Source organism: Arthrobacter sp. NPDC056727, assembly GCF_042790555.1.
Classification (GTDB): domain Bacteria; phylum Actinomycetota; class Actinomycetes; order Actinomycetales; family Micrococcaceae; genus Arthrobacter.
In genome coordinates this window covers 106569-119962 of record NZ_JBHTZA010000015.1, presented here as the reverse complement: position 1 = coordinate 119962, position 13394 = coordinate 106569, and the positions used below count along the sequence as shown (strand labels likewise).

The 13394-nt window shown below is 64.7% G+C and carries 16 protein-coding genes; 7 read left to right on the top strand and 9 right to left on the bottom strand.

Annotated features, from left to right (window positions below; genetic code table 11):
* Nucleotides 1-125: 125 nt before the first annotated feature.
* The gene (locus tag ACFRAH_RS16010) at nucleotides 126-419 is read right to left on the bottom strand and encodes an HPr family phosphocarrier protein (RefSeq protein ID WP_377991888.1); all 294 of its coding nucleotides are present in this window, start codon (nucleotides 417-419) and stop codon (nucleotides 126-128) included.
* A 187-nt stretch (nucleotides 420-606) separates the two neighbouring features.
* Between ACFRAH_RS16010 and ACFRAH_RS16005 the strand changes: the two genes are divergently transcribed.
* Nucleotides 607-1398: a GntR family transcriptional regulator gene (locus ACFRAH_RS16005; RefSeq protein ID WP_003800861.1), complete on the top strand. Its 792-nt coding sequence runs from the start codon at nucleotides 607-609 to the stop codon at nucleotides 1396-1398.
* Between the two features lie 118 nt (nucleotides 1399-1516).
* Here the strand turns inward: ACFRAH_RS16005 and ACFRAH_RS16000 are convergent, their stop codons facing one another.
* The 4 genes from ACFRAH_RS16000 to ACFRAH_RS15985 all read right to left on the bottom strand — a co-directional run bounded on the left by ACFRAH_RS16000 (nucleotide 1517) and on the right by ACFRAH_RS15985 (nucleotide 5887).
* Nucleotides 1517-3187, bottom strand: coding sequence for a cytochrome bc complex cytochrome b subunit (locus tag ACFRAH_RS16000; RefSeq protein WP_377991887.1), 1671 nt, complete (start codon nucleotides 3185-3187; stop codon nucleotides 1517-1519).
* Nucleotides 3165-4235: a Rieske 2Fe-2S domain-containing protein gene (locus tag ACFRAH_RS15995; protein WP_377991886.1), complete on the bottom strand. Its 1071-nt coding sequence runs from the start codon at nucleotides 4233-4235 to the stop codon at nucleotides 3165-3167. The genes ACFRAH_RS16000 and ACFRAH_RS15995 overlap by 23 nt, the downstream gene beginning before the upstream one ends.
* A 99-nt stretch (nucleotides 4236-4334) precedes the next feature.
* The gene (locus ACFRAH_RS15990; protein WP_377991885.1) at nucleotides 4335-5123 is read right to left on the bottom strand and encodes a c-type cytochrome; all 789 of its coding nucleotides are present in this window, start codon (nucleotides 5121-5123) and stop codon (nucleotides 4335-4337) included.
* An 89-nt stretch (nucleotides 5124-5212) separates the two neighbouring features.
* Nucleotides 5213-5887, bottom strand: coding sequence for a heme-copper oxidase subunit III (locus ACFRAH_RS15985; RefSeq protein ID WP_377991884.1), 675 nt, complete (start codon nucleotides 5885-5887; stop codon nucleotides 5213-5215).
* Between the two features lie 112 nt (nucleotides 5888-5999).
* Here ACFRAH_RS15985 and trpD point away from each other — a divergent pair, with 112 nt between their 5' ends.
* Nucleotides 6000-7070 (top strand): anthranilate phosphoribosyltransferase, encoded by a 1071-nt coding sequence (gene trpD / locus ACFRAH_RS15980; RefSeq protein ID WP_377991883.1) that lies wholly within the window; start codon nucleotides 6000-6002, stop codon nucleotides 7068-7070.
* A 65-nt stretch (nucleotides 7071-7135) separates the two neighbouring features.
* Here the strand turns inward: trpD and ACFRAH_RS15975 are convergent, their stop codons facing one another.
* The gene (locus tag ACFRAH_RS15975; RefSeq protein ID WP_377966439.1) at nucleotides 7136-7417 is read right to left on the bottom strand and encodes an Lrp/AsnC family transcriptional regulator; all 282 of its coding nucleotides are present in this window, start codon (nucleotides 7415-7417) and stop codon (nucleotides 7136-7138) included.
* A gap of 98 nt (nucleotides 7418-7515) precedes the next feature.
* The gene (locus ACFRAH_RS15970; protein ID WP_377991882.1) at nucleotides 7516-7926 is read right to left on the bottom strand and encodes a DUF3054 domain-containing protein; all 411 of its coding nucleotides are present in this window, start codon (nucleotides 7924-7926) and stop codon (nucleotides 7516-7518) included.
* 99 nt (nucleotides 7927-8025) lie between these two features.
* Here ACFRAH_RS15970 and ACFRAH_RS15965 point away from each other — a divergent pair, with 99 nt between their 5' ends.
* The 4 genes from ACFRAH_RS15965 (at nucleotide 8026) to ACFRAH_RS15950 (ending at nucleotide 10645) form a co-directional block, all read left to right on the top strand.
* Nucleotides 8026-8427 carry a VOC family protein gene (locus tag ACFRAH_RS15965; RefSeq protein ID WP_377991881.1) on the top strand — a complete coding sequence of 134 codons (402 nt, stop codon included), beginning with the start codon at nucleotides 8026-8028 and terminating at the stop codon, nucleotides 8425-8427.
* Nucleotides 8428-8509: 82 nt separating this feature from the next.
* Entirely contained in the window at nucleotides 8510-8983 is a 474-nt protein-coding gene (locus ACFRAH_RS15960; RefSeq protein WP_377991880.1) for a VOC family protein, read from the top strand.
* Between the two features lie 133 nt (nucleotides 8984-9116).
* Complete coding sequence (locus tag ACFRAH_RS15955) at nucleotides 9117-9893, top strand: glycoside hydrolase family 16 protein (protein ID WP_377991879.1); 777 nt, start codon at nucleotides 9117-9119, stop codon at nucleotides 9891-9893.
* A gap of 95 nt (nucleotides 9894-9988) precedes the next feature.
* Nucleotides 9989-10645, top strand: a complete 657-nt coding sequence (locus ACFRAH_RS15950; protein ID WP_377991878.1) for a cyclodeaminase/cyclohydrolase family protein — start codon at nucleotides 9989-9991, stop codon at nucleotides 10643-10645.
* A gap of 346 nt (nucleotides 10646-10991) precedes the next feature.
* On the opposite strand, the gene ACFRAH_RS15945 is transcribed toward ACFRAH_RS15950, so the two are convergent.
* Nucleotides 10992-11756 (bottom strand): MBL fold metallo-hydrolase, encoded by a 765-nt coding sequence (locus ACFRAH_RS15945; protein WP_377991877.1) that lies wholly within the window; start codon nucleotides 11754-11756, stop codon nucleotides 10992-10994.
* 103 nt (nucleotides 11757-11859) lie between these two features.
* Between ACFRAH_RS15945 and ACFRAH_RS15940 the strand changes: the two genes are divergently transcribed.
* Entirely contained in the window at nucleotides 11860-12498 is a 639-nt protein-coding gene (locus ACFRAH_RS15940) for a dihydrofolate reductase family protein (RefSeq protein WP_377991876.1), read from the top strand.
* An 8-nt stretch (nucleotides 12499-12506) separates the two neighbouring features.
* On the opposite strand, the gene ACFRAH_RS15935 is transcribed toward ACFRAH_RS15940, so the two are convergent.
* The gene (locus ACFRAH_RS15935; RefSeq protein WP_377991875.1) at nucleotides 12507-13355 is read right to left on the bottom strand and encodes an HAD-IIB family hydrolase; all 849 of its coding nucleotides are present in this window, start codon (nucleotides 13353-13355) and stop codon (nucleotides 12507-12509) included.
* Between the last annotated feature and the right edge of the window lie 39 nt (nucleotides 13356-13394).

The following is a 13394-nucleotide window of genomic DNA, read 5'->3' as shown; positions in this document are numbered from 1 at the left end:
TAGACCCCCCACACTTGTGGCATTGTGCCACTGAGATATGTACCACAAAGCTCAGTCTTATAAACCGACGGCGGGCCCCACCTTTCTGGTGGGGCCCGCCGTCGTTCCTTGTGTAAAGCCTGCCTTTAGCTGGCCTTCTGCGAGTCGAGCAGCTCAACGAGTCCCGTGAGGGCGGCCTCGGCTTCGCCCAGGCTACTGCCGGCGGGGAGGGACGATTCTTTGACGGCAAGCTCCACCTCGCAGCCGAAGTTGAAGTCGGCAGTCATGACCTCGAGCAGGGAACGGGCGTCGACGGCGTCAATGCCGTCCTTGCGGATGGTCACCGGTAACCCTGTCTCCGTGACCGCGCGGACGAACACCGCTGCCGGCCGGGCGTGCAGGCCTATGGCCGCAGAAACTATTGCCTTACGAACGGGCAACTGGACTCCTTCGTCGTGGACGGGCTGGCACATTGGGGGGGAAAGCCGCCGTCGTCTTAATATTTTGTTCGTCCTTAAGAATATCTGGCCTCTGGGAAGACAAATTGCAGCGGCCAGGTCTGGTCTAGACCTGTGGCTGTCTTGGCTTACCCTTGAACTGTGAGCATGCAGTACAGGAGCGGCCGCTGTGGCCGCTAACGTGGCCGGTATTGCCGGCGAAATCGACAGGACCAGCGGGACGCCAATCTACGTCCAGCTCCGCGAGATCCTCAGGACCTACATTGCAACGTCCTGCCCGCCGGGATCCGCGCTGCCCTCCGAGCGGGACCTCGCGGAGCGTTTCGGGCTGGCCCGGATGACCGTGCGGCAGGCCATCGACGCCCTGGTGGGGGAGGAGGTCATCGAACGGGTGGTCGGTTTGGGCACCTTCGTCCGGAAACCCAAGCTGGACCTGCAGGTCAAGCTGACCTCCTACAGTGAGGAAATGCAGCGCCGCGGCATGGTGCCGGCTGCGAAGGTGCTGAGCTTTGAGCAGATCGCCGCCAGCGCCTTCCTGGCCCGCGAATTGCAGCTGGAGGAGGGAACACCCCTGGTCCGCTTCCGGCGCCTTCTGCTGGCCGATAACGAGCCAATGAGCGTGGATGAGAACTTCATCCCCGCCCACCGGGTACCTGGGCTGCTCGACGGCGAGCCGCCCACGTCCCTGTACAACGTCCTGAGCGAGCAGTTCGGCCTGGTCATGGAATGGGGCGAGGACATGATCGAGGCCACGGCGGCCTCGCCCTCCACCGCCCGCCTGCTCAACGTGGAAATCGGTGCGCCCCTGCTGAAAATCCAGCGGCATGCCTTCGTTGCACGGGCCATGGTGGACTACTCCGTGTCCTACTACCGGGCCGACCGGTACAAGCTGTGGGTGCCACTGCAGCGGCCCGGCGTCCGGCCTACACGCAACTACGCGTCGGGGTACCGGCAGCAGTAGCCTCCTTGCTGAATCGCTGACGCAGCGCTTCTGTTCGCAATCACCATCCGCATACAGAAAGGCCCGGTCCTGATGGACCGGGCCTTTCTGGTGAAGCTGGGTGGAGACGCTGGGCTGTTTAGTGGCTCAGGGTCTTCTGTCCCTCGCCGGCTTCGACTGCTTCGTGGTGGCCGTGGCCGGCTTCCAGCTCAGCGGGCGTTGCCGGGGCAACCCGGTCCTCGAAGAACCAGCGGGAGAGCTTGGCGCGGCGGTTTTCCTTACGGGTCACCACACCGTGTTCGTTCGGCTGGGCGGGAAGCGGTGCGAGCGACTCGAAGCCTACGAGCTTGTAGCGCTTGTACTCGTCGAGCGGTGCGTGCACCTCAATGAACTCGCCGTGCGGGAGGCGGACGATGCGTCCGGTCTCGCGGCCGTGGAGGGCGATTTCGCGGTCCTTGCGCTGCAGGGCCAGGGCGACGCGCTTGGTGACGACGAACGCGATGACCGGTCCGAGGAAGAACAGCGCACGCAGCCAGTACGTGACGTCGTTCAGTGCCACGTGGAAGTGCGTGGCAATGAGGTCGGAGCTGGCCGCGGCCCACATGACGCAGTAGAACGTGAAGCCTGCCATGCCGATGGCCGTACGCGTGGGAGCGTTGCGGGGGCGGTCCAGGACGTGGTGCTCACGGTTGTCCTTGGTGATCCAGCGTTCGATCCACGGGTAGGTGAACAGCACGGTGAACACTGCGCCTGCCGGAACGAGTGCCGGGAGCAGCACGTTCAGCGTCAGGTAGTGGCCGAAGATGATGTATTCGAAGTGGAAGCCGCTGACCACACCGGGCATCAGGCGCAGCGCGCCGTCAACCCAGCCGATGTACCAGTCAGGCTGGGTGCCTGCGGACACGGGGGAGGGGTCGTACGGGCCGTAGTTCCAGATCGGGTTGATCGTGAAGAACGCAGCCATGAGGGCGACGACACCGAACACGATGAAGAAGAAGCCACCGGCCTTCGCAGCGTAGACCGGGCCCAGCGGGTAGCCAACGACGTTGTGGTCGTTGCGGCCCGGGCCGGGGTACTGCGTGTGCTTGTGGACAACCACCATGAAGAGGTGGATGACGATCATGAGCAGGATCAGTGCCGGCACGAGCAGGATGTGCAGCGTGTAGAGGCGGCTGATGATGACCGTGCCCGGGAACTCGCCACCGAAGAGGAAGAACGAGATGTAGGTGCCGATCACGGGGATCGACTTGATCACGCCGTCGATGATGCGCAGGCCGTTACCGGACAGCAGGTCATCGGGGAGGGAGTAACCGGTGAAGCCGGCAGCCATGGCCAGGATCAGCAGGACGCCGCCCACCACCCAGTTCATTTCACGGGGCTTGCGGAATGCGCCGGTGAAGAACACACGGAGCATGTGCACTGCCACGGAGGCCACGAACAGCAGTGCTGCCCAGTGGTGGACCTGGCGCATGAAGAGGCCGCCGCGGACGTCGAAGGAGATGTCCAGCGAAGAGCTGTAGGCGACGGACATTTCAACGTTCTTCAGCGGCGTGTACGAGCCCGCGTAGTGCGTCTCCGCCATGGACGGATCGAAGAAGAACGTCAGGAACGTGCCTGACATGAGCAGGATGACGAAGGAGTACAGCGCCACCTCGCCAAACATGAAGGACCAGTGGTCCGGGAATACCTTGCGGCCGAATTCGCGGAGGATGCCCGATCCACCGACGCGCTCGTCGACGAAGTCAGTGAAGCGTCCGACTTTGGTGTTGGCTACGTAGGCGGGGGCTTCAGCTGTTGACGCTGCGCTCATGCTCATCACGCTCCCAGTAACTTGGTCCTACAGGTTCTTTGAAGTCGCTGGTGGCGACCAGGTAGCCCTCATCGTCAACTGCGATGGGCAGTTGGGGGAGCGGGCGGCTGGCCGGGCCGAAGATAACCTTGCATTCCTGGGTCAGGTCGAAGGTTGACTGGTGGCACGGGCACAGCAGGTGGTGCGTCTGCTGCTCGTAAAGGGCAACAGGGCAACCGACGTGGGTGCAGATCTTGGAGTACGCAACGATGCCGTTGTAGCTCCAGTTTTCGCGGCCCTCAGAGATGTGGAGGTCCTGCGGGTTGAGGCGCATCAGCAGGACGACGGCCTTGGCCTTCTCGTTGAGCTTGCCCTCGTGCAGTTCGTTGAGGCCTTCCGGGATGACGTGGAAGGCGGAACCGATGGTGACGTCCGAAGCCTTGATCGGGGTTCCGTCGGGGTCGCGGGTGAGGCGCTTGAGCTTGCCGTCCGTCGGGGCCCACATGGTGTGTGCCAGCTTGTCGTCCGGGCGGGGTCCGAGGTCACCGAAGATGGCCAGGGCCGGCAGGGGTGCCAGCGCCACGGCGCCAAGCAGGGTGTTCCGGATGAGGGGACGGCGCTTGATGCCCGTTTCCTCCACGATGTCGTCGACAATGCGGACGGCAGCCTGGCGGTCATCCTCTGTGCGGATCGCGTGGCGTTCCTCGGAGACTTCGTGGTCCGGCATGAGGGCCTTGGCCCAGTGGACAATGCCGGTGCCGATGCCGAGCATGGCAAATGCCGTACCGATTCCGAGCAGCGCATTCTGCAGCCGGATCGTCGCAACGCTGGAGTCGTCTCCCAGGTCGATGGCGAAGTACGCCACCAGGAAGATGATGGTGCCAACGACTGAGATTGCGAACAGCGCAGCAACCTGCCGTTCTGCCCGCTTGGCGGCCTTCGGGTCCGTGTCAGCCAGGCGCAAGCGGTGCGGGGGAATTCCAGGATCCTGGAATTTCTCCACCTCATGCTGACCAGCCGTAGCTACGGTGCCCGAGTGGTTCGGACTGCCGTCACTATGGTTGCCCATGATTCGCCTCATCCTTCTCTCGTCTCGGCGTTTGCCGAGTTTATGTTCAGTTCCAAACCTGCTGAGTGATCAGCAGGACATTCTTTTGTGCCGGATTGGCTAGGACGTGCGGGACGTCAGCCAGATCGTGAAGGCGATGATGACGCCGAGGCCGGCGATCCATACGAACAGGCCTTCTGAAACGGGGCCCAGGGCGCCCAGGTCTGCGCCGCCCGGGGAGCCGTTGGCTTCGATCTGCTTCAGGAAGGTGATGATGTCGCGCTTGCCCTCAGGGGTGATGTTCGAGTCGCTGAACACCGGCATGTTCTGCGGACCGGTGGCCATGGCTTCGTAAATGTGCTTGCCGGTGACATCGGCCAGCGCCGGGGCGAACTTGCCGCGGGTCAGTGCACCGCCGGCAGCCGCAGCGTTGTGGCACATGGCGCAGTTCGTGCGGAACAGCTCGCCACCCTTGGCGGCGTCACCCTTTTCGTCCAGGTATTCCTCGGCGGGGATGGCCGGGCCTGCACCCAGCGAGGCTACATACGCGGCCAGCTGGTGGGTCTGGGTGTCGTTGAACTGGGCCGGCTTCTTGTAGGCCTGCGGGCCGTTCATCTGCATGGGCATACGTCCGGTGCCAACCTGGAAGTCAACAGCGGCGGCGCCGACGCCAACCAGTGAGGGACCGTCCTGCGTTCCGCTGGCACCCATGCCGTGGCAGGTGGCGCAGTTAGCTTGGAAGAGCTTCTGGCCTTCCTCGGTATCGCTGGCGGTGAACTCTGCAGTGCTGGCTTTGGCCTCGTTGACGGTGGTGGCAACGGCATACAGCCCACCAGTGAGGATGAGGCCCATCAACAGCAGGGCTATTGCTGCCAGTGGGTGACGTCGCTTCTGCGAGAGTGCCTTCACGTGGTGGTTCCTTTATTCGATCGTGCGTCGGCTCCGTGAGCCGCTTCTTGAAATTCGTTCTCTTGGAGAAGAGGGAGAGAAAGCCTGGCCTACTTGAGGACGTAGATGACCAGGAAGAGGCCAATCCACACGACGTCCACGAAGTGCCAGTAGTAAGAGGTGACAATGGCCGAGGTCGCCTCGAAGTGACCGAACTTCTTGGCGGCAAAGGCGCGGCCCATGATGAGCAGGAAGGCGACGAGGCCGCCGATGACGTGCAGGCCGTGGAAGCCGGTGGTCATGTAGAAGGCCGAGCCGTAGGCGTTCGAGGACAGCGACACGTGCTCGGAGACCAGCATGGCGTATTCCGTGGTCTGGCCGGCAACGAAGAATGCGCCCATGAGGAAGGTCAGGGTGAACCACTCGATCATGCCCCAGCGGGTGAACTGGAGCGGCCCGCCGCTGCGTCGCGGCTGGAGCCTTTCGGCGGCGAATACGCCCATCTGGCAAGTGAAGGAACTTGCCACGAGGACGATGGTGTTAACGAGCGCAAAGGGGAAGTTGAGCTTGGCCGTCTCTTCCGCCCACATCTGGCCGGAGGTGGACCGGAGTGTGAAGTACATGGCGAAGAGACCGGCGAAGAACATCAACTCGCTGGAGAGCCAGACGACGGTCCCGACGGAGACCATGTTCGGGCGGTTCAGCGTGGGGTGCGCAGGGGTACTGGGGGCATGGGTCGCAGATGTCACATAGACATTATGTCTGTAAAACTTCGGCTTGCCCAACGCAAACCGCCTTTTGCGGAGACTTTTTCTACAAAGACGCGAAATCGCGCGGAAAAGTTCCCGGGACCGTTCATATTGGTCTTTGCGACGGGCACCTCGATAGCATCAGGAGGTGACTTCACAGGTATCGGCACCGGCGGCAGGCAACACCTGGCCGCGCCTCATCTCGGCACTGTTGAACGGCGAACACCTAAGCGCGGACAGCACGGGATGGGCCATGGACAGCATCATGTCGGGGTCTGCCACGCCCGTCCAGATCGCCGGTTTCCTGGTGGCGCTGCGTGCCAAGGGGGAGACCGTCGAGGAGATCGCAGGCCTCGTGGACGCCATGGTGTCCCATGCCAATCCCATCTCCATCACCGGTGAAAAACTGGACATCGTGGGCACCGGCGGTGACCAACTTAACACCGTCAACATCTCCACCATGGCCGCACTCGTCTGCGCAGGTGCGGGCGCAAAGGTGGTTAAGCACGGCAACCGGGCGGCGTCGTCGTCGTCGGGATCCGCGGACGTCCTGGAAGCGCTGGGGGTGCGGCTGGACCTCCCCATTGCCGACGTCGCCCGGAACGCCGAGGAGGCTGGCATCACCTTCTGCTTCGCCCAGGTGTTCCATCCGTCCTTCCGGCATACCGCGGTGCCCAGGCGTGAACTCGCGATTCCCACGGCCTTCAACTTCCTTGGCCCGCTCACCAACCCCGCCCGGGTGCAGGCCTCGGCGGTGGGTGTGGCAAACGCCCGCATGGCGCCGCTGGTGGCCGGGGTGCTGGCGCGGCGCGGCAGCCGTGGCCTGGTGTTCCGCGGAAGTGACGGCCTGGACGAACTGACCACCACAGGCCCCTCGACCGTGTGGGAAATCCGCGGCGGCGAAGTGGCAGAACAGACTTTTTCGCCCTTGGACCTGGGGATACGTCAGGCGACCGTCGAGCAGCTGCGCGGCGGTGACGCGCAGGCGAATGCCGCCGTCGTCCGCAATGTTCTGGCCGGCGAAACCGGCCCCGTCCGGGACGCGGTCCTGCTGAACGCCGCGGCGGGCCTGGTGGCCTACGATCTTCGCTCCGATGGTCCTCTCACTGACCGCATGAAGGTTGCCCTGGGCCGGGCGGCGGAATCCATTGGCTCGGGCGCGGCCACTGCCGTCCTCGAGAAGTGGGTCAGCCTCTCTCGGGCCGAAAACGCAAAATAGCGGTCTCAGACAAGAACGGAGGGCCATGCAGGTGCATGGCCCTCCGTTCTTGTATCAGACGGTGACTATTCCTCGAACCCCAGCGCGAACGCGGCGTCGAGGTCGTGCTGTGAGTAGGCCCGGAAGGCGATGTGCGTGGTGGTGTGGACCACCGCGGGAACCTTGGACAGTTTGTCGGCGATGACGTCCGCGAGGTCCTCGTGCTGGGCGACCCGCGCGACAGCGATCAGGTCCCATTCCCCGGTCACGGAGTAAACCTCGCTGATGCCCTCAATGGCGGATATTTCCTCGGCCGTTTCGGGGATGCGCGAGGCGTCTGTCTTGATCAGGACGAATGCGGTGACCACTGTGAACCCTTCCGGATCTGTTGAGCGCTGTGCTGCCAGCCTAATGCATGGGCGGGGCGGTATATGGGGGCCCGAACACCGGCGAGCCCCGGCCGGTGTCAGGCGCGGCGGCGTGCCCGGAGCCGGAGCACTATGGCGACGATGAGGCGGTAGCCGAGGAGGAACACTGCCAGGCTCAGCAGTGCCACGATCACAAACGGCAGGACCACCGTCTGTCCCGTGAGTGCCCGCAGCGCCATACCGACGGCCACGGTGCCAAGCCATACAGCCACGCCGGCCGGCCACAGAGCCAGCGGACGCCGCCAGAGCCGCAGAAGCAGCCAGGCGACGGCTGCCCCGGCCAGGAACGGCCAGGCGGTGGAGAGGATGCCGGCCACGGATTCACCCCGCGCGTGGGCGTCGCGGCCAATGGCGGCGAAGGTCAGAATGAGAATGACGTCGGCCGCCGCGGCGGCTGCTGTGTGGGCCGGAACTGCCCGTGTTCCGGAACGGTCTGGTGTGGAAGGCATGGCTCCGAGCCTATCCGTTTTTGGCAGGTATTGCCCCGCTGGAACTATCCGGTGACCATGTCAGGCAGGAAGCAATCAGGATCGCCTGAAGGAGCCCGGATGAAGCTCACCCAGATCGCGCAGCATGCCGAGGACCTTGACCGCGCGGCCGGGTTCTACTCCGCCTTGCTGGGCACCGCGCCGGCGGCCGTCTTCGACCCGCCGGGACTGCTGTTTTTCGATCTCGACGGCGTCCGGCTCCTGCTGGAGCGGGGCGCGCCGTCGTCGGTGATCTACCTCAACGTCCCGGACGTCCGGCAGCACGTGGCGGAGCTGGAGGCGAGGGGAGTGGAGGTGGTGGGCGCCCCGCATGTGATCTTCCACCATGATGATGCACGGCTCGGCCCCGCGGGCACGGACGAATGGATGGCGTTTATCAGGGACAGCGAAGGGAACACCGTCGGGCTGGTGAGCCACGCGTTCGACGACGGAACCATTGTGCCCGGCACTCCGCGGGACTAGTCTCAGGGCGGAATACGCAGTCGGCGTCGGGATGCCCGTGCTCGCCAAGGGGGGATCCGGCCTCACAGAGGAGGGAACCGGCATGCAGAAGATCACGCCCTGCCTGTGGTTTGACAACCAGGCAGAAGAAGCGGCCGGATACTATGTGTCCGTCTTCGACAATTCCTCGATCACGAATGTCTCGCGCTTCGGCGAGGGCGGTCCAGGGCCGGCCGGCCAGGCCGTCGTCGTCGAATTCGAAATCGAGGGCCAGGTTTTCCAGGCCCTGAACGGTGGCCCGGCCTTCTCCTTTAACGAGGCGGTGTCCTTCGTGGTCGACTGTGCCTCGCAGGAAGAGGTCGACCGCTACTGGAACTCCCTGACGGACGGCGGGAGCGGGAGCCAGTGCGGCTGGCTCAAGGACAGGTACGGCGTCTCGTGGCAGATAGTACCCAAGGTCCTCAGCCGGCTCATCAACGGGCCGGACGCTGCCGGCGCCCAGCGCGCTGTCCAGGCCATGCTCGGCATGCAGAAGCTGGACATTGACGAACTCCAGCGGGCTTACGACGGCGGCTAGGTCCCGCCGGCGGCCGGCCCACCACCCGCTGGCCTCAAGGTTTTCCCAAGTACTGGTCAGTAGCCTGTGCCCAGGGTACTGAACAGGTTGCGTTGGGCGGGGCGCTGCGAAGGCTGCAAACCGAGGTGAGGTCATGCTCTGGAGGCGAAGGCTGGCAACGGCAATCATCGCTGCTGTCACGTTGAATCTGGCGGCGGTTTCCCTGGACAGAGGCTTCTTTGCAGGGGAGGTGGAGGGGGCAGCCGCTGCGACCGTTGTGCCGAACATCCAGACGGCCGTACTCCGCAATTGGGGTCCGGTGGTGGCCGGTGACGAATTCAATTATGTGGGACCACCCAACCCGCTGAAGTGGAAGGTGTACGACAGTGTCGGCCATGCCGGTAACGGGATCCGCAGCCCGAAGGCGGTGAAAGTTATCTACGGGGCACTCTTCATCACCGGCGACTCCCACGGCACCACGGGCGGGGTGTCCGCGAAGTTCGCCCAGCAGAAGTACGGCCGCTGGGAGACCCGGATGAGGACCACCGTGCGGGACGTGGAATACCATCCGGTCGTGCTGCTGTGGCCCAATGACAACAACTCCTCGACTTGCGCCGAGGTTGACTACGCGGAGGCACTGGGCAATCAAAACGTCGTCAAATTCAGCCTCCACTACGCCTGTACGCGGTCCAATTACCAGACCAGGGCGGCCAGGAACATCGACCTTACCCAGTGGCACAACTACGCCGTTGAATGGACCAGGACCGGAATCACCGGGTACATCGACGGCGTCCCGTGGTTCATCGACGCGACGCCCAGCCACCTGCCGACGGTGGGCATGCACCAGACGCTCCAGCTGGACTGGTTCCCGGACGGAACGGTCCTGAATCAAACGCAGATGATCGTTGATTGGGTGCGCGTGTACCGGTAGGTGCCGGAACCGGAAAGTCTTTGGGCACGACGGCGGGACGGCCCGCCGTCGTCCGTTTCTGTTTTCCCGCCTGCCGCGTGGGGCAGACTGGTGCCATGAGTGATGATTCCAAGGCGGTTTCGACGCGGACTGCGACGGTTGACGGCTGGACGCAGGCTTTGGCGGAGTCCGTTGGTTCGCCGGGCGGCGGCGCCGGGGCGGGCGTGATGCTTGCCATCGCAGCGTCCCTGGCGTCCATGGTTGCGGGGTACACGGAGGCTGACGGGCAGCAGCGGGCGCAACTGAAGGAGGTCCATGCGCGGGTGCGTTTGGTGCGGGAGGCTGCACTTCGGCTGGCCGATGAGGATGCCACGGCATCCCAGGCTTTCGGCGCGGCCTTCCGGCTGGACCCCGGGCCCGAACGCGAGGATGCCATACACCGGGCATCCGTGGACGCGGCCAAGGCTTCTGCCGTGCTCGGCGAGCGCGCTATCGAGGCCATTGCGGACCTGGAGTGGCTGGCTTCCAACGGTAACCCGGCGCTTGTGGCCGATGTCGTCGTCGCGCTTGGGGCCCTCAGGGCGGCGGTGACCGGAGCCAGAACCAACGTGAGCTTTGATCTCGCTGCCCTCACGTCCGCAGGGCGTGCGCCTGAACAGATCCGGGAAGAACATCCAGCCCTGTGGGCAACAATCGAGAGCCTTGACGACGCAGCCGACCGGATCGACCGGCTGACCGCCGAGGTGAACCACCGTTCCAGCCCCGCCGGCTGACTACTGACCCACTTCGTCGGATTCCGGGACTGGGAATATGCTCTGGCCCAGTGCCGAGCCGTAAAGCCTCCGAGGTTCACATCCGGAGGCGCTGATCCAGACCAGCGTCCCGGAGGGCGTGGCGTCTTCCACGTAACCAACGCGGATCACGGTTCCGGCTTCTTCCACCCTGACCTTTTTCCCCTGCAGGCCGGGCGCATCTTGAGTGCTGCTCCCGGCAATTGTCCCCGGCGTCACTGTCGGTGGCTCCTTCACGTTGAATGGCGTTCGCCCCGCCGTCCGTGGCCGGGTGAATAAATGAACGTTATTCATTTTACGGGACAATGCTCGATGTGTCAGCCTGAGGTCAGGTCCGCAGTGCCGCCAGGGCGTCGGCCAGGGGCATCCGGAGAGCCGGGCCATGGCCCGGCAGCACCACCGAGGCATCCATTCCGTCCAGGCGTCGGGTTGCCGCGAGTGCCTGGCCGGGGTCGGAGTGGAACATTGGATGCAGCATCTGCGGCCCGTTGATCCGGCTCAGGGGGTGGCCGCTGACGAACGAGTCACCGACGGCTACCGCCCCTGCTTCCGGAAGGAGGAGCGCAACATTTCCCGGCGTGTGTCCCGGCAGCGGGACCGCTTCAGGCTTGCCGGGCAGGTTTTCCAGTGTGGCGGTGCTCCAGGCCTGCGCGTCCGTTGCGGGCTTCGCCTTGAGGGCGCCCGCCTTGATGACATGGGCCAGCCAGCGGAAGACGCGGGGCCGCCAGGCGCGGACGATGACCTGGCCGAACGTGACCTGGTGCTTTTCCTTTCCTTGCACGTGGGCCAACTCCTCCGGGGCGCACAGGATGGGCGTTCCGTAGGTGTCGGAGAAGTAGGCGGCTGAACCGGTGTGGTCGACGTGGCCGTGGGTGATCAGCATGGCCTTGGCGTCGGACGGCCGCAGGCCAATATGGCGGATGGATTCCAGGACCAGGGGGCGGTCGGCCGGATAACCGCCGTCGATGATGATGAATCCCGTTTCGTCGCGGACCACGATCCAGTTCGACGCTGGCCCTTCGACGAAGAAGACACCGGGCGACGGTTCTGACGTGCGGGTGGCGGGGTCCCATGCGGGGGAACGATGCTTCACGATGCACATCCTAGCCACCGGACCTGCGCCTGTGCTTGTCTGTAGCCATGCAGCGCGGATCCGGCGTTGGGTCCGCGGCCGTTGATCGATGAGGTGACATGACATGAGGCTGACGACAACGACCAACGTCTCGGTGGACGGCGTGATGCAGGGTTTGGGTGGACCCGACGAGGACCGCAGCGGGGGCTTCGAACGCGGCGGATGGGCCATTCCGCTTGTCGATGCGGAAACGGGGGACTACCTCAACCAGGTTTACGGAAGCGCGGATGCGTTCCTTTTCGGCCGCCGGACGTACGAAATCTTCGCCGCCTACTGGGGAGTGATGCCCGATCCGAGCACCAACCCGATTGCCGCCGCCCTGAACAGCCGGCCCAAGTACGTGGTGTCCGCCAGCTTTGCCGACCCGTTGTGGGCGGGCACGGCCGTCCTGCATGGCGACGTCGCAGCGGCCATCGGAGACTTGAAGGCGAAGCACGACGGCGGGCTGCTGGTTCCGGGCAGCGGTGTCCTTGTCCGATGGCTGCTGGCCAACGGCCTGGTGGACCAGCTGGATCTGGTGACCTATCCCGTCGTCGTCGGCCAGGGTACGCGGCTGTTCCCCGACTCCGGCCCGGACATCGCGCTGGAGCTGGTTAGCTCGCGGACCACGTCGCGGGGCATCACCATCCAGGCATACCGGCCCCACGGGCGGCCGGAGTATGCAACGTCGACTGTGGATCCCGGAGAGGTGTTTAGCCACTGACCGCCGGATCAGATGAGGCCGAGCTCGGCGAAGGCGGCAACGAGTCCTTCCTGCCGCGGACGCGCAGCGGTGTGGTCCGCGATCGCCACAAGCTCGGGTGCGGACCCTTCGATGGCGACGCCGATGCCCGCGTAGGCGATCATCTCCAGGTCATTGGCGCCGTCGCCCACTGCGATCGTGTCCTGCCGGTCAATGCCGAGGTGGGCAATGACGGCCGCGAGACCGTCGGCCTTGCTGATCCCGTGCTGGTACAGTTCCCCCGCGTGTCGCCCCTCGTCGGCCACCGAATTGGCCACCACGGCAATGGCACCGCCGATCTCCCGGACCAGGTGCTCCATGGAGACGGGGGAGTCGAACACGGAGACCTTGGCGAACCGCACTGAGGTGCCGTCCGGTGTGGGGCGCACCGCGTTGAAGATATCGGCCGCACCCACAGGGCCCGCAGGTGCCTGACTGAAATGGGCGTCAAGGATGGCCCGCAAGCGTTCCAATGCCGCCGGAGGAGCGTGCAGGTCTTCCTGCGACTCCAGGATGTACACGGCATCATGGGCGTCCAGCGCCCTTACCGTCCTGGCCCCAAGGTCCGCCGGGAAGCGCCGGTCCACGAGCACGGTCCCGGCCACCTCCACGTAGGCACCGGCACTGGCCACAAGGCCATCAAAACCCGCGGCCAGGATACTCCCGGGCAGCATGGCCACGGGACGCCCGGTGCACAGCAGGACGCGGTGCCCGGCCTTGCGCGCCGCCTGCACGGCGCGCACATGGCCCTCCGGGACGACGCCGTAGTCCGCGTAGGTGCCGTCCACGTCAAGGAAGACAGCCCGTACAGTTCCGTTGGTGCTCGGCGTTGCGTTCATGCTCCGGGATCATATCTGACAACAGACGCCGTTACGCCT

What these genes read in the sequence shown, in the direction of transcription:
- ACFRAH_RS15960 (WP_377991880.1), top strand. Translation starts at nt 8,510, where the DNA reads ATGCAGAAGATCACGCCCTGCCTGTGGTTTGACAACCAGGCAGAAGAA.
- ACFRAH_RS15995 (WP_377991886.1), bottom strand. Translation starts at nt 4,235, where the DNA reads ATGGGCAACCATAGTGACGGCAGTCCGAACCACTCGGGCACCGTAGCT.
- ACFRAH_RS15965 (WP_377991881.1), top strand. Translation starts at nt 8,026, where the DNA reads ATGAAGCTCACCCAGATCGCGCAGCATGCCGAGGACCTTGACCGCGCG.
- ACFRAH_RS15940 (WP_377991876.1), top strand. Translation starts at nt 11,860, where the DNA reads ATGAGGCTGACGACAACGACCAACGTCTCGGTGGACGGCGTGATGCAG.
- ACFRAH_RS15970 (WP_377991882.1), bottom strand. Translation starts at nt 7,926, where the DNA reads ATGCCTTCCACACCAGACCGTTCCGGAACACGGGCAGTTCCGGCCCAC.
- ACFRAH_RS16000 (WP_377991887.1), bottom strand. Translation starts at nt 3,187, where the DNA reads ATGAGCGCAGCGTCAACAGCTGAAGCCCCCGCCTACGTAGCCAACACC.
- ACFRAH_RS15950 (WP_377991878.1), top strand. Translation starts at nt 9,989, where the DNA reads ATGAGTGATGATTCCAAGGCGGTTTCGACGCGGACTGCGACGGTTGAC.
- ACFRAH_RS15935 (WP_377991875.1), bottom strand. Translation starts at nt 13,355, where the DNA reads ATGAACGCAACGCCGAGCACCAACGGAACTGTACGGGCTGTCTTCCTT.
- ACFRAH_RS15955 (WP_377991879.1), top strand. Translation starts at nt 9,117, where the DNA reads ATGCTCTGGAGGCGAAGGCTGGCAACGGCAATCATCGCTGCTGTCACG.